This window comes from Streptomyces sp. H51 (assembly GCF_035656535.1).
Taxonomy (GTDB): domain Bacteria; phylum Actinomycetota; class Actinomycetes; order Streptomycetales; family Streptomycetaceae; genus Streptomyces.
This window is the reverse complement of sequence record NZ_JAYMHD010000038.1, coordinates 67224-86771: the sequence shown is the minus strand read 5'-3', so window position 1 is coordinate 86771 and position 19548 is coordinate 67224. Positions and strand designations below refer to the sequence as shown.

The following is a 19548-nucleotide window of genomic DNA, read 5'->3' as shown; positions in this document are numbered from 1 at the left end:
GGTGTCTCGTCACCGGGAACCGGTAGCGGGGATCAGCACCGGGGATCAGTACCGGGGGAGGGTGCGCGGGCCGAGGTCGTCGCGGGCGGGCGGCGGGGCCAGCCGGACGGAGGCGCCGAGGACGGTCAGGCCGTGCGGCGCGACGACGACCGGTTCCAGGGTCACCGCGACCACTTCCGGGTGGTCGTCGACCAGCCGCGACACCCGCAGCAGCAGTTCCTCCAGCGCCGGGGTGTCGACCGGTGTCGAGCCGCGCCAGCCGAACAGCAGGGGCGCCGTCCGGATCGAGCGGACCAGCGAGGTCGCCTCCCGGTCGGTGACCGGGATCAGCCGGTGCGCCATGTCCCCGAGCAGCTGGGAGGCGGGCCCGGCCAGTCCGAACGACAGCACCGCTCCGGCCGCCGGGTCGATGACGGCCCGGACGATCGTGTCGACCCCGCGCGGCGCCATCGCCTGCACCACCGGCCGCAGTTCCTCCGGCTCGCCGAACAGCCCGGACAGTTCGGCGTACGCGCGCCGCAGTTGCTCCTCGTCCGCCAGGTCCAGGCGCACCCCGCCGAGGTCGGCGCGGTGCCGCAGGTGCGGGGCGGTGGCCTTCAGGGCCACCGGGTAGCCGAGGCCTTCCGCCGCCCGCACGGCGTCGTCCGGGGTGAAGGCGGGGACGGCGCGGCGCACGGCGATGCCGTAGCACTCGAGCAGTTCGGCCGTCTCCTCGGTCCCGAGGGTGAGCCCCTGACCGCGGCTGAGCATGCGGTCGATGATCCTGGCGGCGCCCTTCTCGTCGACGCCGTCGAAGTCGGGGACCTTGCCGGGCTGCGCGGCCTCGCGCCGCCACTGCGCGTACTTCACGGCCTCGCTCAGGGCCCGCACGGCACGCTCGGCGGCGGGGTAGGCGGGGATGAGGCGGGCGGCGGTGTCGGGGACGGCGGTATCGGGGGCGGTGTCGGGGGCGGCGGTGTCGGGGGCGGTCTGCTGGGCGGACGCCGGGGCGGGCAGCGGCTGCGAGGGGCGCGGGCGGCGGGCGGCGGGCGCCTCGGGGGACGTGCGCGGCGCGGTGCTCGCGGCCGCGGACAGGGCCTCGGCGAGTCCGCCGAGCTCCACGTGCACGACGAGCACCGGCTTGCCGGGGACCTGCCGCGCCGCGGAGCTGAGCGCCAGCGCCAGCTCGGCGTCGGCGTCGGCGGCCGACGCCTCGCCGATGGCGGGTATCGCGGTGACGACGACCGCGTCGCACGCGTCGTCCCCCAGCACCTTCAGCAGCGCCGCGTGGAAGTCCGCCGCCGAGGCCTGGGTGGTCAGGTCCAGCGGGCGCAGCGGGCGCAGCCCCTCGGAGAGGCAGGCGTCGTAGGTCAGCAGACCGAGCGACTCGGAGTTGCCGAGGATGGCCACCCGGGGACCGGCGGGCAGCGGCTGCCGGGCGAGCAGCAGGCCCGCGTCGACCAGCTCGGTGATCGTGTCGACCCGGATCACGCCCGCCTGCCGCAGCAGCGCGGACACCGTCGCGTGCGGCAGGCGCGTGGCGCGGACGGCGTGCCCCTGCGGCGCGCTGCCCGCGCCCTGCACGACGACCAGCGGCTTCACGGCCGCGGTGCGCCGGGCCAGGCGCGTGAACTTGCGCGGGTTGCCGATGGACTCCAGGTACATCAGGGCGACATCGGTGTCGGGGTCGTCGTACCAGTACTGGAGCACGTCGTTGCCGGAGACGTCCGCGCGGTTGCCGGACGAGACGAAGGTCGACACGCCGGTCACGCCGGTGACGCCGCCGCCGCGTCGTTGCAGCCGGGACAGCAGGGCGATGCCGATGGCGCCGGACTGGGCGAACAGGCCGATCCGGCCCGGGCGGGGCATCTCGGGGGCGAGCGAGGCGTTGAGCCGTACGTCCGGGGAGGTGTTGATGATCCCGAAGGCGTTCGGGCCGATGATCCGCATGCCGTACGCGCGCGCCTGGCGGACGAGTTCGCGCTGGCGCTCGCGCCCCTCCGGACCGCTCTCGGCGTACCCGGCGGAGACCACGACCAGCCCCTGCACGCCGTGCTCGCCGCACTCGGCGACGACGTCGGGGACGTGCTCGGCGGGCACGGCGACGACCGCCAGGTCGACCGGCCCCTCGATCTCCCGCACCGAGCGGTGGGCGGGGATCCCGTCGAACTCCTTCTGGTCCGCGGCGAAGGCCCTGTTCACGGCGTGCAGCGCGCCCGTGTACCCGGCGTCCCGGATGTTGTCGAGGATGCCGCGTCCGACGCCTCCCGGGGTGCGGCCGACACCGACGACGGCGACCGCGCCGGGCACCAGCAGCCGCCGCACCGACCGCGCCTCGGCGCGCTGCTCACGGGCGCGCTGCACGGCCAGGGAGCGGTCGGTGGGCTCGATGTCGAACTCCAGGTGCACGACGCCGTCCTCGAAGCTGCGCTGCTGCGTGTACCCGGCGTCCGTGAACACCTTGATCATCTTGGTGTTGGCGGGCAGCACCTCGGCGACGAACCGGCGGATGCCGCGCTCGCGGGCGACGGCGGCGACGTGCTCGAGCAGGGCGGAGGCGACGCCGCGCCCGTGGTGGGCGTCCTGGACCAGGAAGGCGACCTCGGCCTCGTCCGCGGGGGAGGTGGCGGGCGCGCCGTCGGCGCCGATGCGGTCGTAGCGTACGGTGGCGATGAACTCGCCGCCGACAGTGGCCGCGAGTCCCACCCGGTCCACAAAGTCGTGGTGCGTGAAGCGGTGGACGTCCTTGGCGGACAGTCGCGGGTAGGGCGCGAAGAAGCGGTAGTACTTCGACTCGTCCGACACGTGCTCGTAGAAGCTGACCAGGCGATCCGCGTCGTCCGCGGTGATGGGGCGGATGCGCGCGGTGCCGCCGTCGCGCAGCACGACGTCGGCCTCCCAGTGGTCGGGGTATTCGTGCCGGTCCGGCGAGGTCTGCATGGGCCCCAGAGTACGGCTCGCTTCCGACGACGGCGCGAGGCACTCTGTGGTGAACCGCCGAGGAGGACGGTCGGGCCGAGGCCGCGGTCCGAAGGTCACTCCGGGAAGGGTCGGACGCCCCCTCCTGGCACGCTCCCCGGTGTGGGAAACTGGTCTAGACAACCCTGAGAATCGAAGGGCAGCATCACATGGCTGAGCGCCGCGTCAACATCGGCTGGGCAGAGGGCCTCCACGCCCGCCCCGCCTCCATCTTCGTCCGAGCCGCCGCGGCCACCGGCGTCCCGGTCACGATCGCCAAGGCCGACGGCGACCCCGTCAACGCGGCGTCCATGCTGGCCGTCCTGAGTCTGGGCGCCGAGGGCGGCCAGGAGGTCGTCCTCGCCTCCGACGCCGACGGGGCCGACGTCGCCCTCGACCGGCTGGCGAAGCTGGTCTCCGAGGGCCTCGAGGAACTCCCCGAGACCGTCTGACCCCCGCCAGGACCACACGGAGCCGCGTCACCCCGCAGGGGGCGGCGCGGCTTCGTCGTGGGGCGGGGGCCGATTCGCCGTAGCGCGGGGCGGGAGCGGCTTCGTCGTGGGACGGGGCGGGTACGGGCGGCGCCGCCGTGGCACAGGACGGGCCGGGGCGGTTCCACCATCCCCCGCCGGTGTGCGGCTGTGCCGCCCTCTCCCCCGAGCCGGGTGCGTGCGACTCGCCGGCTCGCGGACCGAGCGCGGGCGGTCCCGGGCAGTCCCGGGCGTGGTGCGAGCGTGGTGCGGGCCGGATCCGGGCGGCTTCGCCGCGGAACGGGCGGGTGCCCCTGGCGTGGGGCGGGCGCGCGTGAAGTCGGCGGGTCCGTGGAATTGTCGTTCACGGGCCGGAGGCCGGACGCAATGGCGGGTGATCGGATGGCGGCTGATCGGATGGCGGTATTCGTCACGCGGACATGCGGAAGGCGCGCGGGCGGGAATTCACGGCGCGCACGGAAAAGGGCAGCAGAAATAGAGCCCGGCTGAATATCTGCTCTTTGTATACGGCGCGCATGTTAATACCGCAGGCCAGACATGTTTACGGGATGTTGCGAGTTCCTCACACGGTCGGCGCGGTCCGCCCCGCCGCCGAAGCGCAGCCGGTGCGCGGTGGTGGAGCGCTCGGTGTGCAGCGCCGTGACCGCCCGCGCGCGCTCACCGTCGCCGCGTGCCACCGCGTCGACGATCGCCCCGTGCTCCGCCCAGGACTCCATCGGGTCGGCCGGCGCGTCCACGGCGTACATCCAGGAGATCTTCTGGCGCAGCTGGGTCAGCATCGAGGTCAGCGCGGGGCTGCGGGAGGCCTGGGCGAGCGTCTCGTGGAACCAGCCGCCCAGCGAGCGCAGGTCGTCGCTGTTGCCCCTCCTGGCGCGCTCCTGACCCAGCCTGACCAGGCCGCGCAGCACCTTCAGGTGGGCCTCGGTGCGCCGCTGGGCGGCCCGCGCGGCGCCCAGCGGCTCCAGCAGCACGCGCATCTCCAGCAGGTCGGCGGCCTCCTGCTCGGTCGGCTCGGCGACGCACGCGCCCGCGTGCCGCCGGGTCACCACGAAGCCCTCCGCCTCCAGCGTGCGCAGGGCCTCGCGGACGGGGACGCGGGAGACGCCGTAGCGGCGGGCGAGGACTTCCTCGGTGAGCCGGCCGCCGCGCTCGTGGACACCCGCGACGATGTCGTCCCGAATGGCCGTGCACACCGAGTGCGCGGGAATGCGCATGACCGACCTCCGCATTAATCCCCGTGAAACGTCGACGATTGACGTGTGTTCAGTGACTCTAATGCAATGGGCCGGAATTTCCGACGGCGGGCCGGAATCCAGGGATATTTTTTGGTCAACGGGCCGGACGGCCGGGGAGACGGAACGCCGAAAGCCCCGGCCGGTGGGCCGGGGCTCGGGTCGGAGCGGAGTTGCGGCGGACCGGTGATCCGTCCTCAGAGGTTCACGCCGTGCCTGCGCAGGTAGGCGAGCGGGTCGACGTCCGAGCCGTACTCGGGGGTGGTGCGGACCTCGAAGTGCAGGTGGGGTCCGGTCACGTTGCCGGTGGCGCCGGACAGGCCGATCCGCTGTCCCGGGGCCACCGTCTGGCCCACCGAGACGGCGATGGACGACAGGTGGCCGTACTGGGTGTACATGCCGTCGGCCATCCTGATCACGACCTGGTTGCCGTACGCCCCGCCCCAGCCGGCCTCGACGACCGTGCCGGCTCCGGCGGCGTGCACCGCCGTGCCGCTCGCGGCGTGGAAGTCGATTCCCGTGTGGCTGCCGGAGGACCACACGGAGCCGCCGGTGCGGTAGCCGGTGGAGACGTACGAGTGCGCGATCGGCGACGTGAACGCGTTGAGGCGCTCGCGCTCGGCCTCGCGGGCGGCGCGCGCCTTGGCCTCGCGCTCCTGCGCGGCCAGCGCGGCGGCCTTCTCGCGCGCGGCCCGCTCGGCGGCCTTCTCGATCGCGGCGTCCTCGGCGGCCTGCTGCTGGGCCTCCGCCTGGGCGTCGATCTTCTCGGCGACCGCGTCGCCGAGGCTGACGACGGGGAGCAGGCCGGTCCGCTCGACCGTGTTGTCGGCGGCGAGCGCCGGGGCGGCCAGAGCGCCGACGACACCGGTGGTCGCGAGGGTCGCCATGCCCGCCGCGCGCGCGGTGGTGCTCCTGAGACGGCTGGGGCGGCGGTGCTTGCCGGTGGCGCAGGTGAACGCCATGTGTGTGGCTGGTCCTTTCCTTCCCTCTCGCCTGCCGGGTTAGCTGACGGGTTCGGAGCAGGAAGGTCTCCTACGGGCCCCCTCGCCGCGGCGCGGGCGTCCGATTCACCCCAGGGACGTGGGTCCCCGGCTCCCCTGGCTCGCGCCGTACGGGGACTCGGCGATGGCTGTCCGGTGCCGCGGGTGCGGCGCACTGCCTGACGAACAGCCCGGAAGACGCTAAACGGGCCGCCTCTCCATCCCCAAACGGAAGACCGCTTTTGTAGCGCATGCCACAGGGCAGACGGGCAGCCTCCGCCTCAATTCGGGCACAAGAGCGCCCCGGTGACCCGTCGGTCACCGGGGCCCCCGCCCGCGGGTGCGGCTACTCGGCGGGCACGACGGTCACTTCGCCGATGCCGAGGGCCTCGACGGGCTCCTTGATCCGGGACGCGTCACCGACGAGGACGGTCACCAGGCGGTCCACCGGGAACGCGCTCACGGCCGCCGCCGTGGCCTCCACGGTGCCGGTCTCGGCGAGCCGCCGGTACAGCGTCGCCTGGAAGTCGTCCGGCAGGTGCTGCTCGACCTGGTCGGCCAGCGTGCTCGCCACGGCGGCCGCGGTCTCGTACTTCAGCGGCGCGACGCCGACGAGGTTCTGCACGGCGACGTCACGCTCCGCGTCGGTCAGGCCCTCCGCCGCCAGGGTGCGCAGCACCGTCCACAGGTCGTGCAGCGCGGGGCCGGTGTTCGGGGTGTCCACGGAGCCGCTGATGGCGAGCATCGCGGCGCCCGAACCGTCCGGCGCGGACCGCAGCACCTGGGCGAAGGCGCGCACGCCGTAGGTGTAGCCCTTCTCCTCCCGCAGCACGCGGTCCAGGCGGGAGGTGAGGGTGCCGCCCAGGCAGTAGGTGCCGAGCACCTGCGCGGGCCACACACGGTCGTGCCGGTCGGGTCCGACCCGGCCGATGAGCAGCTGGGTCTGGACGGCGCCGGGACGGTCGACGATGACGACGCGGCCGGTGTCGTCGGCGATCACCGGCGGCACCGGGCGCGGCTCGGCCGCCGGGCCGGTCCAGGAGCCGAGGGTGTCGCCGAGCAGGGCGTCGAGGTCGATGCCGGTGAGGTCGCCGACGACCACGGCGGTGGCGGTCACGGGGCGGACGTGCTTCTCGTAGAAGGCGCGTACGGCCGCGGAGTCGATGTCGGAGACGGTGTCCTCGGTGCCCTGGCGCGGGCGCGACATCCGCGAGTCCGCCGCGAAGAGTTCCTTCGACAGTTCCTTGGCGGCGCGCCGGGCGGGGCTGGCCAGCTCGTGCGGGATCTCGTCGAGGCGGTTGCGCACCAGCCGCTCGACCTCGCTGTCGGCGAAGGCGGGCGCCCGCAGGGCGTCGGCCACCAGACCGAGCGCCTTGGCCAGGCGGGAGACCGGCACCTCCAGGCTCAGGCGGACGCCGGGGTGGTCGGCGTGCGCGTCGAGGGTGGCGCCGCAGCGCTCCAGCTCGGCGGCGAACTCCTCGGCGGAGTGCTTGTCGGTGCCCTCGGAGAAGGCGCGGGCCATGATCGTGGCGACGCCGTCGAAGCCGGCCGGCTCGGCGTCCAGGGGGGCGTCCAGGAGCACCTCCACGGCGACGACCTGCTGGCCGGGGCGGTGGCAGTGCAGCACCGTCAGCCCGTTGTCGAGCGTGCCGCGCTCGGGGGCCGGGAACGCCCAGGGCCTGGCCTCGCCCGCGCGGGGCCGGGGGTGGAACTCCATCGTGGCGAGCTCGGTCACTTGGCCGCCTCCTCGTTGACGTCGGTGCCTTCCACGGTGGCCTCGGCCTCCGGGTCCTCGGGCGGGTCCGCGGCCTCCGCGACCTCGGCGGCGACGGGCTCGTAGACGAGCACCGCGCGGTTGTCGGGGCGCAGGCGCGCCCTGGCGGCGTCCCGCACCTCCTCGGCCGTCACGTCGAGCACGCGCCGCACGGCGGTCAGGGCGAGCTGCGGGTCGCCGAAGAGGACGGCGTACCGGCACAGTTCGTCGGCGCGGCCGGCGACCGTGCCGAGCCGGTCCAGCCACTCGCGCTCCAACTGGGCCTGGGCGCGCTCCATCTCCTCGGCCGTAGGGCCCTCCTCGGCGAACCGGGCGAGCTCCTCGTCGATGGCGGCCTCGATGACCGGCACCTCGACGTCGCCGGAGGTCTTCACGTCGAGCCAGCCCAGGGAGGGCGCCCCGGCGAGCCGCAGCAGGCCGAAGCCGGCCGCGACGGCCGTACGGTCGCGCCGGACGAGGCGGTTGTACAGGCGGGAGGACTCGCCGCCGCCGAGGACGGTGAGCGCCAGGTCGGCGGCGTCGCACTCGCGCGTGCCGTCGTGCGGCAGCCGGTAGGCCGCCATCAGGGCGCGGGCCGGCACCTCCTCCTCGACGACCTCGCGCAGCTGCTCGCCGATGACGTCGGGCAGCGTGCCGTCGCGGGGCGCGGGCTTGCCGTCGTGTGCCGGGATGGATCCGAAGTACTTCTCGATCCAGGCGAGCGTCTGCTCGGGGTCGATGTCGCCGACGACCGACAGGACGGCGTTGTTCGGCGCGTAGTAGGTGCGGAAGAACGCGCGCGCGTCCTCCAGGGTCGCCGCGTCCAGGTCGGCCATCGAGCCGATCGGGGTGTGGTGGTAGGGGTGGCCGTCCGGGTAGGCCATGCCGGTCAGCTTCTCGAAGGCGGTGCCGTAGGGCACGTTGTCGTAGCGCTGGCGGCGCTCGTTCTTGACGACGTCCCGCTGGTTCTCCATGGACTCCTCGTCCAGGGCGGCGAGCAGGGAGCCCATGCGGTCGGCCTCCAGCCAGAGGGCGAGCTCCAGCTGGTGGGCGGGCATGGTCTCGAAGTAGTTGGTGCGCTCGAAGCTCGTGGTGCCGTTGAGCGAGCCGCCGGCGCCCTGCACCAGCTCGAAGTGGCCGTTGCCCCGCACCTGCGCCGAGCCCTGGAACATCAGGTGCTCGAAGAGGTGAGCCAGGCCGGTACGGCCCTTGACCTCGTGGCGCGAGCCGACGTCGTACCAGAGGCACACCGCCGCGACCGGGGTCAGGTGGTCCTCGGAGAGCACCACGCGCAGCCCGTTGGCCAGGCGGTGCTCGGTCGCTGTCAGGCCCCCGGAGCCTGCCTGGTCTGTGGCCGTGTGACCCATGGGCATGTACGTCCCTTCGATCGCGGATGCGGTGCCTGCATCGCGGTTTTCCTGCCGGTCCTGCCACTGTATGCAAGCGGGCGGAGCCGGGGCGAAGTTCCCGGACGGCGTACGCCCACAGCGGATCGCGTTAGCCTGCGGGCAGCCGCGTCGGCGCGGCACGGGGTGTCGGCCGGACCGCCGGCACCGGGTCCCGGCGCAGGCTGTCAGTGCCGCGGTCCACAATGGTCCGCGTCAGATCCCGTCAAACGCTCCAGCACGAGTGAGCCGCAGGGGCGGCTACGCGCAGCCCCGCAAGCGAGCGACAGATACCAGGAGGAGCCGGCAGCGATGGCCCGCCGCAGCACGAAGACCCCGCCGCCCGACGACGCGTTCGAGGAGCGGATCCTCGACATCGACGTTGTCGACGAGATGCAGGGCTCCTTCCTCGAGTACGCGTACTCGGTCATCTATTCCCGGGCCCTGCCGGACGCCCGGGACGGCCTGAAGCCGGTGCACCGCCGCATCGTCTACCAGATGAACGAGATGGGCCTGCGCCCCGACCGCGGCTATGTGAAGTGCGCCCGCGTGGTGGGCGAGGTCATGGGCAAGCTGCACCCGCACGGCGACGCGTCGATCTACGACGCGCTGGTGCGCATGGCCCAGCCCTTCTCCATGCGCGTTCCGCTGGTCGACGGCCACGGCAACTTCGGCTCGCTGGGCAACGACGACCCGCCGGCCGCCATGCGGTACACGGAGTGCCGTCAGGCCGCGGCGACCAGCCTGATGACCGAGTCGATCGACGAGGACACCGTCGACTTCGCGCCCAACTACGACGGCCAGGAGCAGGAACCGGTCGCACTCCCGGCCGCCTTCCCGAACCTGCTGGTCAACGGCTCCTCGGGCATCGCGGTCGGCATGGCGACGAACATGCCGCCGCACAACCTGTCCGAGGTCGTCGCGGCCGCCCGCCACCTGATCCGCTATCCGAACGCGGATCTGGACACCCTGATGAAGCACGTCCCCGGCCCCGACCTGCCCACCGGCGGGCGCATCGTCGGCCTCTCCGGCATCCGGGACGCCTACGAGACGGGCCGCGGCACGTTCAAGATCCGGGCGACGGTGTCCATCGAGACCGTCACCGCGCGCCGCAAGGGCCTGGTCGTCACCGAACTGCCCTTCACGGTCGGCCCGGAGAAGGTGATCGCCAAGATCAAGGACCTGGTCGGCTCGAAGAAGATCCAGGGCATCGCCGACGTCAAGGACCTCACCGACCGTGAGCACGGCCTGCGCCTGGTCATCGAGATCAAGAACGGCTTCGTGCCGGAGGCCGTCCTGGAGCAGCTGTACAAGCTGACGCCGATGGAGGAGTCCTTCGGCATCAACAACGTGGCCCTGGTGGACGGACAGCCGCTGACCCTGGGCCTCAAGGAACTGCTGGAGGTCTACCTCGACCACCGCTTCGAGGTCGTGCGGCGCCGCAGCGAGTTCCGGCGCAGCAAGCGGCGCGACCGCCTGCACCTGGTGGAGGGCCTGCTGACGGCGCTCGTCGACATCGACGAGGTCATCCGCCTGATCCGCTCCAGCGAGAACAGCGCGCAGGCGAAGGAGCGCCTGATGGAGCGCTTCTCCCTGTCGGACGTCCAGACCCAGTACATCCTGGACACCCCGCTGCGCCGCCTGACCAAGTACGACCGCATCGAGCTGGAGGCCGAGAAGGACCGGCTGAACGCGGAGATCGCGGAGCTGACCCGGATCCTGGAGTCGGACGCGGAGCTGCGCAAGCTGGTCTCCTCCGAACTGGCGCAGGTGGCGAAGAAGTTCGGCACCGAGCGGCGTACGGTCCTGCTGGAGTCCGCGGGCAGCACGGCGGCCACGGTGCCGCTGCAGGTCGCCGACGACCCGTGCCGGGTCCTGCTCTCCTCGACGGGCCTGCTGGCCCGCACGGCGAACGGCGAGCCCGTCGAGCAGGACGCCGACGCCCGGCGGGCCAAGCACGACGTGATCGTCTCGGCGGTCCCGGCGACGGCGCGCGGCGAGGTCGGCGCGGTGACCTCGGCGGGCCGTCTGCTGCGCGTCAGCGTCGTCGACCTGCCGCAGCTGCCGGAGACGGCGTCGGCGCCGAACCTCTCCGGAGGGGCGCCGCTGGCCGAGTTCGTCTCCCTGGAGGACGGCGAGACGGTGGTGTGCCTGACCACGCTCGACGAGTCCTCCCCCGGTCTGGCGCTCGGCACGGAACAGGGTGTCGTCAAGCGCGTGGTGCCGGACTACCCGGGCAACAAGGACGAGCTGGAGGTCATCACGCTCAAGGACGGCGACCGGATCGTCGGCGCGGTCGAGCTGCGCACCGGCGAGGAGGACCTGGTCTTCATCACGGACGACGCCCAGCTGCTGCGCTTCCAGGCCTCGCAGGTGCGTCCGCAGGGCCGGCCGGCCGGCGGCGTGGCGGGCATCAAGCTCACCGAGGGCGCGAAGGTCATCTCCTTCACGGCGGTGGACCCGGCGGCGGACGCGGTCGTGTTCACGGTGGCGGGATCGCGCGGCACGCTCGACGACTCCGTCCAGACGACGGCCAAGCTGACCCCGTTCGACCAGTACCCGCGCAAGGGCCGCGCCACGGGCGGTGTGCGCTGCCAGCGGTTCCTGAAGGGCGAGGACTGCCTGTCCCTGGCGTGGGCGGGTCCCGCGCCGGCCATGGCCGCGCAGAAGAACGGCTCCCCGGCCGAGCTGCCGGACGTCGACCCGCGCCGCGACGGCTCGGGCGTGTCGCTGCCGAAGACGGTGGCGGTGGTGGCGGGACCGGTCTAGGCAGCGGTCCAGCCGCGCGGGCGGCCGTCGCCGTCGCTTCACCTCGCTTCGGTGAGGTCGCCCGTGAGGTCGCCCGCGACCGGCGGGGAAGCCGGCCCGGGCCCCGGAGGGGCCCTACGCCGACGGCTCCGCGAGGTCGTCGTCGGGATCCTGAACGTGCTCGTCGGGGCCTTGGACGTCCTCACCGGGACCCTGGACGTCGGCGTCGGGATCCTGGACGTCGGCCTCGGCATCCTTGACGTCGGCGTCGGGATCCTGGACGTAGCGCAGGACGCCCCACATGCCGTGCTCGTCGGCGGTGTGCGGGGCGTCGCTCCCGCAGGCCTCGAGTTCCTTGCCGAGGGCGGGGGCGTCGATGCCGGAGCCGATGAGCACGAGCTGGGTCAGCCGCGGCTCGCCGGCGGGCCAGGGCTCCGGGTAGAAGCGCAGGAAGCGGCCCACGGCGTGCACGGCGTACCGGTTCCTGACGTCGTGCGCGCCGAAGTCGACGTAGCCCTTGATCCGGTACAGCCCGTCGGGCCGGCTGTCGAGGAACGCCATCAGCCGACGGGGGTCCAGGGGGGTGCCGGAGGTGAAGGACAGGCTGTCGTAGGCGGTGTGCGGATGGCCGGAGTGCCCGGCGCCGGGATCGCCGTGGTCGTGCAGGTCGTCGAAGGACAGCTGCCCGATGCGTTCCTCGCCGGGCCGGCAGTCGAAGAGGAACTCGGGGTCGACGCGGCCGTAGGTGGCGGGGACGACGGCGGCGCGGTCGACGAGGGAGTGCACCAGGGCGAGGACGCGCTCGCCGTCGGGTGCCCGGTCGAGCTTGTTGACGACGACGAGGTCGGCGAGGGCGAGATGCCGGTCGATCTCCGGGTGTGCCGCGCGGGTGCCGTCGAACTCGGCGGCGTCGACGACCTCGACGAGACCGCCGTACACGATCTGCGGCAGTTCGCTGGCGAGCAGCATGCGGACGAGTTCCTGCGGCTCGGCGAGGCCGCTGGCCTCGATCACGACGACGTCGATGCCCGCGGAGGGCGCGGCGAGCCGTTCCAGGTACGCGTCGAGCTCACCGGGGTCGACCGCGCAGCACAGGCACCCGTTGCCGAGGGAGACGGTGGAGTCGCCGAGCGCGCCGGCGACTGCCATGGCGTCGATCTCGATCGAGCCGAAGTCGTTGACGACGGCCCCGATACGGCTGCCGCCGCTGCGGTGCAGGAGGTGGTTGAGCAGCGTGGTCTTTCCCGAGCCGAGGAATCCGGCGAGCACGACGACCGGGATCTGCCGGGGACTGCGGCTCGGCTGACTCACTCTGCGACCTCTCTGACGCCGACGCGTGCACCGGAGCGCGGCTCCGGCGCACGCGGGGGGACGGAATGCCGCACCAGGATACGAGCCGACGGAATCTCCACGGAGTGAACGATTCCTGACGGCGCTCGCCGGGCAGACGTTGGGCAAGGCGCCGGAGTGTGCGACCCTCGCTTCCCTCCGTGCGCCTCCTCTCCGCCTCCCCGCCGATCAGAGCCGCTCGGCACTCTGGGAGACGGCAAGCGCCGCCCACCGCTCGCCGGTCCCCGTCAGCCGATCCGTATCCCGACGACCGGCGGACGGCCGCCTGAATCGGGGGTATACATGGCCAGAGGAAGCATGGGATCGCGGCTGTGGGCCGCCGCCGCGGCAGGGATCGGCCTGGTCGCGGGAACCGCCGTCACCATGGCCGTCCAGCGCCCCGCGGTGAACGCGCTGCGCACCCGGGTGGAACTCCTCGAGCAGGCCGCGCAGATCCAGCGCCAGGCCAACCTCGCCCTGCAGCAGCGCCAGCACTGGGAGCTGCTGAGCAAGGCCATGGACGACCCGGAGCTGGCCGAGGTGCTGGACGCCTACGGCGGGCACGTCCCGCCCGGGAAACAGCGCCAGTTCCTCTTCGCGAACGCGCTCTACACCAATGCGCTCTGCTACTACCGCATGGGCAACATCACCCGCGAGGAGTTCTTCGGCTTCGCCCGCGGAATGCTGCAACACCCCATATTCCGCGAGTACTGGTACGCGACCCGCCCGCACCGGGCCACCCTCATCGGCACCTCCGACGAAGCCGAGATCGGACGCATGGTCGACGACCTTCTCACCCAGCTGGAGGAGACGGACATTGACGAGTGGTGGGTGGTCGGCGAACCGCCCGTGGAACAGGAGTGAGCCCGGCCGGGGCGCCTTCGCCCGGCAATTGCGGGCGCCTACCCCGCTCCCGCGCGGATCACACAGTTGGGCGGTAACGAAGCAATAAACCGCCGCGTTTCCTCAGATACCAACAAGGTTGACTACTACGCGACCACGAACGGGTCGATCCCCGCCAAGTGCCGCTCCGTGTCGCCCGGTTGTCGAGGCCATCGCCCCACAGGGCCGCATCGCACCGCGCAACGACGGTGCGAATCATCCAGCCTCGACGAAATTAAGGAAGTCCCACCAGTGAGTCAGATCATCCGTCGGCTCGGCACCCCTCCCACCGCGCGGGGAAGCGTCACCGGGGCCAACTGCCCCGACATTTTCGAACTGTCCGACGGAAGGTTCGCCGTCATCGGCACGGACGTGACGGAAGAACTCGAATCCGAACTTCCCGCCGACGCCTCCCGGGCCGCATACGAGCGGATCGTCGTCGTCAGCCGCGAGACCCTCATCCACGCGAAGGCGGACATCCCCCACACGTAGCCGTAACCGGCTCATACGCTTGCAAGCGCGACACCGTCAGGTTGTGTGGTCCTCAACGGCACCGTATGAAAGGCCGAGACATTGGTCGCAATCGTACGCCGGATCGGCGCCCCTCCCAGCGCGCGAGGCAGTCTGTCGGGACAGTCCTGTCCCGACATCTTCGAACTCAGCGACGGCAACTACGCCGTGATCGGCCGGGAGGCCACCGCGGAACTCGAGGGCCAACTGCCCGAGGACGCCGCTCGCGCGGACGATGAACGCATCGTGGTCATCAGCCGCGAGACGCTCGTCCGTGCCCGAGAGGACATCCCCCACGCCTGACACCCACAGCCCAGCGCTGTGACCACGGCGAGGGTCCGGCACCGGCAGCGGAGCCGGGCCCTTCCGTCCACTCGATACCGTGACCCCCATGCGCGATCGAGAGCCCCCCGCCGGTCACCCCGAGCACCCCGAGCGGCGCCTGACCACCAAGGAAGCCGCCGAGCTGCTGGGGGTGAAACCCGAGACCGTGTACGCGTACGTCAGCCGCGGGCAGCTCAGCAGCCGGCGCGTGCCCGGCGGGCGGGGCAGCAGCTTCGACGCGGGCGAGGTGGAGGCCCTCGCGCGGCGCAACCGGCGGGAGAGCGCGGTGGGTCCGGGCCCCGGCGGCGAGCTGTCGGTGCGGACCCGGATCACGCTCATCGAGTCGGACCGGTACTACTTCCGGGGCGTCAACGCGACCCGGCTGGCGACCCGCCACTCCTACGAAGAGGTCGCCGAGTGGCTGTGGACGGGCCGGCTGCGTCCCGGTGTCACCTTCCGCGCGCCCGGCGCCTCCGTCGCCGCCGCCCGCCGCGCCGTCGACGCGCTGCCCGAACACGCCGGCCCCACCGACCGGTTGCGGGTGGCCGCCATCGCCGCCGCGGTCGCCGACCCCTTGCGGTTCGACCTCTCCGAGGAGACCGTGCTCGGCACGGCCCGCACGCTCATCCCGACGCTCGTCGCCGCTCTGCCGCCGGTGCACGGCGGGCACCGCGACGAAGCCCCGCTCGCCCACCGCCTGTGGACGCGGCTGAGCGGCCGGGACGCCGACGAGGCGTCGCTGCGCGCCCTGGACACCGCGCTCGCCCTCCTCGTCGACCACGACCTCGCCGCCTCGACGCTGGCGGTACGCGTCGCCGCGTCGGCCCGCGCCCACGCCTACGCCGCCGTCTCCGCCGGGCTCGGCGTGCTGGAAGGCCCGCTGCACGGCGCGGCCAGTGGGAGCGCCCACCGGCTGCTGCTGGAGGTGCTGGAGCAGGGCGACGCGGGCCGGGTGATCGCCGACGAACTGCGGGCCGGACGCCGCATCCCGGGACTGGGCCACCGGCTGTACCCGGGCGAGGACCCACGCGCGCGTGTCCTGTTCGACCTCCTGGAGGACGTCCCGCACGCCGCGCCCGCGCTCGCCGCCGCCCACGACGTCGTGGCCACCACCGCCCGCCACGCCCCGCTGCACGCCAACGTCGACCTGGCCCTCGCCGTCCTCACCGCTTCCTGCGGCATGCCCGCCACGGCGGGCGAGACGATCTTCGCCGTGGCCCGCACCGCGGGCTGGATCGCGCACGCCCTGGAGGAGTACGGCGAACGTCCCCTGCGGATGCGCCCGAGCGGCCACTACGTCGGTCCGCGACCACCCCAGCCACTGCCGGAGCCGCTGCCCGAGCAGGACACGGGCCCGGGCACGGAGGCCGGCACCGGCACGGCCGGAAGCCGTCGGGGATGAAGTCAGGTTAGGCTCACCTGTGTGAGTATCTGTTCCTCCGCCTCCCGCGAGCTCGACGAGCCCGTCGCGGGCACCGCGGCCACCGCGAGGACCTGGCTGCTGCTCGAACAGCCCGGCCCGTGGGGCGCCGAGGCGCTCACTTCCAGCCACCTCGATCCCGCGGTGGGCCGCGCCCTGAAAGCGGCCGCGCTGGGCACGGGCGTACGCGTGGCGCTCATCCGCCGCCCCGGACGGCACGCCGACCGCGGCGCCGCCGTCGCCCGCCGGGTGTACGCGGCCCACACCGTCCCGGGCAGGACGTGGCTGCACTCCGCCACCACCAGCGATCCGCGGGACCTGCTCGGCCTCGACCTGGCCGCGCTCGGCAGGGGAGAGCACCGCACCTTCGACTCGGTGCTCGGCGCGCGGCCCCACACCGGCGCCCCGCTCGCGCTCGTCTGCACCAACGGCAGGCGCGACCGCTGCTGCGCGCTGCTCGGCCGCCCCCTCGCCGCCGAGCTCGCCGCTTCGGGGACGGAGGGTGTCTGGGAGGTCACGCACCTGGGGGGCCACCGCTTCTCGCCCACGCTGCTGGTGCTGCCGTACGGATACGCCTACGGCCGCGCTCGGGCCGGTGACGTCGAGGAGGTCCTGCGGGGCGTCCAGGAGGGGCGGATCGTCGTCGAGGGGTGCCGCGGGAGCTCCGCGTGGGAGCGGCCCGGTCAGGCGGCCGAACTGGCCGTGCGCGCGGCCGCGCGCGAAGACGCGGCGGACGCCCTGACGGTCGTGGGCACGGAGAGCGTCGTGGGCACGGAGAGCGTCGTGGGCACGGACGGCTCCGCGCCGCGCTGGGAGGTGACCGTCGCCCACACCGACGGGCGGCACTGGCGCGTCGTGGTGGCCCAGGGCGCGGCGCTGCCGCCCCGCCCGGAGAGCTGCGGGGCCCCGGTTCTGGGCTCGCCCGCGCGCATGGACGTGCTGGCGGTGCGCGAGCTGACACCGGCGCTGACGGGCTGACCTCGCGGCTCGACCCGTGGGCCGGCGCGGTCCACGGGGATCCGGAAAGTGCCCCGGGGCGGATCGCGGGCTTGCTCGGGAAAACGGCCGGGAGAGGGATCGGGAGAGGGATCGGGAGAGGGATCGGGAGAGGGTCGGGAAATCCCCGCCGCACCCCTACGACGGCCGGCGCGGGCCCACGTACCGTCGTCGCCATGAGCCCCAGCCCCACTCCTCCCCCACGCCGGCGTCTCGGCCTTCCCAGGCGGATGTTCTCCCAGGTGCTGCTGATGCAGGTGGCGATCGCCGCGGGGGTGGCGGTGCTCGCGACCGGGTTGTTCCTGGCTCCGCTGAGCAGGCAGCTGGACGACCAGGCGATGCGCCGCGCGCTGTCGATCGCGGAGACCACCGCGCAGGAACCGCGGATCGTCAGGGACCTGCAGACCACGCCGCCGTCGCCGGAGGGGCCCGTGCAGCGGGAGGCCGAACGGATCCGGAAGGCCACCCGGGCCCGGTACGTCGTGGTGATGGACTGGCGGGGCGTGCGCTGGTCCCACACCGACCCCGGGCAGATCGGCGGCATCGTCTCCACCGACCCCAGCGAGGCCCTGGCGGGCGAGGAGGTCATGGCGATCGACGTCGGCACCCTCGGCCGCACGGCCCGCGGCAAGGTGCCGCTGTACGACGACGCGGGCCACGTCGTCGGGGCCGTGTCGGTCGGCATCAGGTACGACAGCGTCCGCGCCCGGCTCCTCGGCGCGATACCCGAGCTGCTCGCCTACGCCGGAGCGGCGCTCGCCGTCGGCGCGCTGGCCGCCTGGCTGGTCTCCCGCCGGGTCCAGCGGCAGACCCACGACCTGGCCTTCTCCGACATCTCCGGACTCCTCGCGGAACGCGAGGCGATGCTGCACGGCATCCGGGAGGGCGTCGTCGCGCTGGACCGCACGGGCCGGGTGCGCCTCCTCAACGACGAGGCGCACCGCCTGCTGGGCATCGGCGACGAGGCCGTGGGCAGGTCTCCCGACGAGGTGCTCGGCGAGGGGCGGACGGCCGACATCCTGGCGGGCCGGGTGACGGGCACCGATCTGCTCACCGTGCGCGGCCGTCGCGTCCTGGTCGCCAACCGCATGCCCACCGACGACGGCGGCGCGGTCGCCACCCTGCGCGACCGGACCGAACTGGAACGGCTCGGCCGGGAGCTCGACTCCACGCGCGGTCTGATCGACGCGCTGCGCGCCCAGGACCACGAGCACGCCAACCGCATGCACACCCTGCTGGGGCTGCTCGAACTGGAGATGTACGACGAGGCCGTGGAGTTCGTCGGAGAGGTGGTCGGCGACCACCGTGCCACCTCCGAGCAGGTCACCGAGAAGATCCGGGATCCCCTGCTCGCGGCCCTGCTGGTCGGCAAGGCGACCGTCGCCGCCGAGCGGGGGGTGGCCCTGTGGATCTCGGACCGGACACGGCTGCCGGACCGGCTGATCGACCCCGGGGGACTCGTCACCGTCGTCGGCAACCTGGTCGACAACGCGCTCGACGCCGTCGCGGGCACGCCCCACGCGCGCGTGGAGGTCGAGCTGCGCTGCGAGGGCCGTACGGCCGTGCTCAGGGTGCGCGACACCGGGCCGGGAATTCCCGCGGAACAACGCGAGTTGATCTTCACCGAGGGCTGGTCCACGAAGGAGCCGCCCGCGCACCGGGAGCGCGGCATCGGGCTCTCCCTCGTGCGCAGGCTGGCCGAGCGCCAGGGTGGCAGCGCGACGGTGACCGAGGCCGAGGGCGGCGGCGCGGAGTTCACCGTGGTGCTGCCCGAGGCGCTGGCCGAACCGGAGCCCGCGCCGACCGCGACCGGGGCCCGCCCCGTCGAGGAGCGGTACCCCGTCAGGACGGACCAGCCCGTCGAGGAGGAGTCACGATGATCGAGGTCCTGGTCGTGGACGACGACGTCAGGGTCGCCCGGGTCAACGCCGCCTACGTGGAGCGGGTCCCGGGCTTCCACGTGGCCGGAGAGGCGCACAGCGCGGGCGAGGCGCTGCGTCGGCTGGAGGCGCTGCCCGGCCTCGACCTGGTCCTGATGGACCACTGCCTGCCCGACGAGACGGGCCTGGCGGTCGTCCGGGAGATGCGCCGCCGCGGCCACCGGGCGGACGTGATCATGGTGACGGCGACCCGGGACGTGTCGACCGTGCAGGCGGCGATGCGGCAGGGCGCGCTGCACTACCTGGTCAAGCCGTTCTCCTTCGCGGGCCTGCGCACCAAACTGGAGGCGTACGCGCGGCTGCGCCGCACGCTCGACGGCGGGGGCGAGGCGGAGCAGGCCGATGTCGACCGCATCTTCGGCGCGCTGTCGGCCCCCTCGGAGCCCGGGCTGCCCAAGGGGCACTCCCCCGCCACCGCCGACCTGGTGCGCCGCTGCCTGATGAACGCCGAAGTCCCGCTGTCGGCGCAGGAGATCGCCGAGCGGACCGGGGTGAGCCGGCAGACCGCCCAGCGGTACCTGAAGCTGCTGGAGCGCACCGGGCGGGCCCGGCTCACCCTCAGGTACGGCGACGCGGGCCGCCCGGAACACCGTTACGTGTGGGCGGCCCGCGTCTGAGAGC

Annotated in this window: 15 protein-coding genes and 1 riboswitch; of the genes, 9 read left to right on the top strand and 6 right to left on the bottom strand. The window is 73.3% G+C overall.

Going from position 1 to position 19548, the window contains the following annotated elements; all coding sequences use genetic code 11:
* Positions 1-45: 45 nt before the first annotated feature.
* Positions 46-2919: a GNAT family N-acetyltransferase gene (locus VKA29_RS10925; protein ID WP_324785148.1), complete on the bottom strand. Its 2874-nt coding sequence runs from the start codon at positions 2917-2919 to the stop codon at positions 46-48.
* A gap of 188 nt (positions 2920-3107) precedes the next feature.
* Between VKA29_RS10925 and VKA29_RS10920 the strand changes: the two genes are divergently transcribed.
* Positions 3108-3389: an HPr family phosphocarrier protein gene (locus VKA29_RS10920; RefSeq protein ID WP_324785147.1), complete on the top strand. Its 282-nt coding sequence runs from the start codon at positions 3108-3110 to the stop codon at positions 3387-3389.
* 557 nt (positions 3390-3946) lie between these two features.
* On the opposite strand, the gene VKA29_RS10915 is transcribed toward VKA29_RS10920, so the two are convergent.
* From VKA29_RS10915 to VKA29_RS10900, 4 genes are all read right to left on the bottom strand, one after another.
* Positions 3947-4642 carry a GntR family transcriptional regulator gene (locus VKA29_RS10915; RefSeq protein ID WP_324785146.1) on the bottom strand — a complete coding sequence of 232 codons (696 nt, stop codon included), beginning with the start codon at positions 4640-4642 and terminating at the stop codon, positions 3947-3949.
* 215 nt (positions 4643-4857) lie between these two features.
* On the bottom strand, positions 4858-5622 hold the full coding sequence (locus VKA29_RS10910; RefSeq protein ID WP_324785145.1) for a M23 family metallopeptidase: 765 nt from the start codon (positions 5620-5622) through the stop codon (positions 4858-4860).
* Between the two features lie 13 nt (positions 5623-5635).
* Positions 5636-5795, bottom strand: a riboswitch (cyclic di-AMP (ydaO/yuaA leader).
* Between the two features lie 191 nt (positions 5796-5986).
* A complete protein-coding gene (locus tag VKA29_RS10905) occupies positions 5987-7375 on the bottom strand; it encodes a pitrilysin family protein (RefSeq protein ID WP_324785144.1) in 1389 nt (462 codons plus the stop codon).
* The gene (locus VKA29_RS10900) at positions 7372-8760 is read right to left on the bottom strand and encodes a M16 family metallopeptidase (RefSeq protein WP_324785337.1); all 1389 of its coding nucleotides are present in this window, start codon (positions 8758-8760) and stop codon (positions 7372-7374) included. The genes VKA29_RS10905 and VKA29_RS10900 overlap by 4 nt, the downstream gene beginning before the upstream one ends.
* A gap of 330 nt (positions 8761-9090) precedes the next feature.
* Here VKA29_RS10900 and VKA29_RS10895 point away from each other — a divergent pair, with 330 nt between their 5' ends.
* Positions 9091-11547 carry a DNA topoisomerase IV subunit A gene (locus VKA29_RS10895; RefSeq protein WP_324785143.1) on the top strand — a complete coding sequence of 819 codons (2457 nt, stop codon included), beginning with the start codon at positions 9091-9093 and terminating at the stop codon, positions 11545-11547.
* A gap of 114 nt (positions 11548-11661) precedes the next feature.
* Here the strand turns inward: VKA29_RS10895 and VKA29_RS10890 are convergent, their stop codons facing one another.
* Entirely contained in the window at positions 11662-12837 is a 1176-nt protein-coding gene (locus VKA29_RS10890) for a GTP-binding protein (protein ID WP_324785142.1), read from the bottom strand.
* A gap of 336 nt (positions 12838-13173) precedes the next feature.
* On the opposite strand from VKA29_RS10890, the gene VKA29_RS10885 reads away from it, so the two are divergent.
* From VKA29_RS10885 to VKA29_RS10855, 7 genes are all read left to right on the top strand, one after another.
* Positions 13174-13719 carry a DUF6082 family protein gene (locus VKA29_RS10885; protein WP_324785141.1) on the top strand — a complete coding sequence of 182 codons (546 nt, stop codon included), beginning with the start codon at positions 13174-13176 and terminating at the stop codon, positions 13717-13719.
* A gap of 270 nt (positions 13720-13989) precedes the next feature.
* Positions 13990-14229: a hypothetical protein gene (locus VKA29_RS10880; RefSeq protein WP_324785139.1), complete on the top strand. Its 240-nt coding sequence runs from the start codon at positions 13990-13992 to the stop codon at positions 14227-14229.
* An 81-nt stretch (positions 14230-14310) separates the two neighbouring features.
* A complete protein-coding gene (locus tag VKA29_RS10875) occupies positions 14311-14550 on the top strand; it encodes a hypothetical protein (protein WP_324785138.1) in 240 nt (79 codons plus the stop codon).
* A gap of 88 nt (positions 14551-14638) precedes the next feature.
* Positions 14639-15973, top strand: coding sequence for a citrate synthase (locus VKA29_RS10870; protein WP_324785137.1), 1335 nt, complete (start codon positions 14639-14641; stop codon positions 15971-15973).
* Between the two features lie 21 nt (positions 15974-15994).
* Positions 15995-16969, top strand: coding sequence for a sucrase ferredoxin (locus VKA29_RS10865; RefSeq protein ID WP_324785136.1), 975 nt, complete (start codon positions 15995-15997; stop codon positions 16967-16969).
* A 194-nt stretch (positions 16970-17163) separates the two neighbouring features.
* Entirely contained in the window at positions 17164-18867 is a 1704-nt protein-coding gene (locus tag VKA29_RS10860) for a sensor histidine kinase (protein ID WP_324785135.1), read from the top strand.
* Positions 18864-19544, top strand: coding sequence for a response regulator (locus VKA29_RS10855; protein WP_324785134.1), 681 nt, complete (start codon positions 18864-18866; stop codon positions 19542-19544). The genes VKA29_RS10860 and VKA29_RS10855 overlap by 4 nt, the downstream gene beginning before the upstream one ends.
* The last annotated feature ends 4 nt before the right edge of the window (positions 19545-19548 follow it).

Coding starts and splice junctions, on each gene's coding strand:
- VKA29_RS10870 (WP_324785137.1), top strand. CDS start 14,639: ATGCGCGATCGAGAGCCCCCCGCCGGTCACCCCGAGCACCCCGAGCGG.
- VKA29_RS10885 (WP_324785141.1), top strand. CDS start 13,174: ATGGGATCGCGGCTGTGGGCCGCCGCCGCGGCAGGGATCGGCCTGGTC.
- VKA29_RS10925 (WP_324785148.1), bottom strand. CDS start 2,919: ATGCAGACCTCGCCGGACCGGCACGAATACCCCGACCACTGGGAGGCC.
- VKA29_RS10855 (WP_324785134.1), top strand. CDS start 18,864: ATGATCGAGGTCCTGGTCGTGGACGACGACGTCAGGGTCGCCCGGGTC.
- VKA29_RS10895 (WP_324785143.1), top strand. CDS start 9,091: ATGGCCCGCCGCAGCACGAAGACCCCGCCGCCCGACGACGCGTTCGAG.
- VKA29_RS10860 (WP_324785135.1), top strand. CDS start 17,164: ATGAGCCCCAGCCCCACTCCTCCCCCACGCCGGCGTCTCGGCCTTCCC.
- VKA29_RS10910 (WP_324785145.1), bottom strand. CDS start 5,622: ATGGCGTTCACCTGCGCCACCGGCAAGCACCGCCGCCCCAGCCGTCTC.
- VKA29_RS10920 (WP_324785147.1), top strand. CDS start 3,108: ATGGCTGAGCGCCGCGTCAACATCGGCTGGGCAGAGGGCCTCCACGCC.
- VKA29_RS10915 (WP_324785146.1), bottom strand. CDS start 4,642: ATGCGCATTCCCGCGCACTCGGTGTGCACGGCCATTCGGGACGACATC.
- VKA29_RS10900 (WP_324785337.1), bottom strand. CDS start 8,760: ATGGGTCACACGGCCACAGACCAGGCAGGCTCCGGGGGCCTGACAGCG.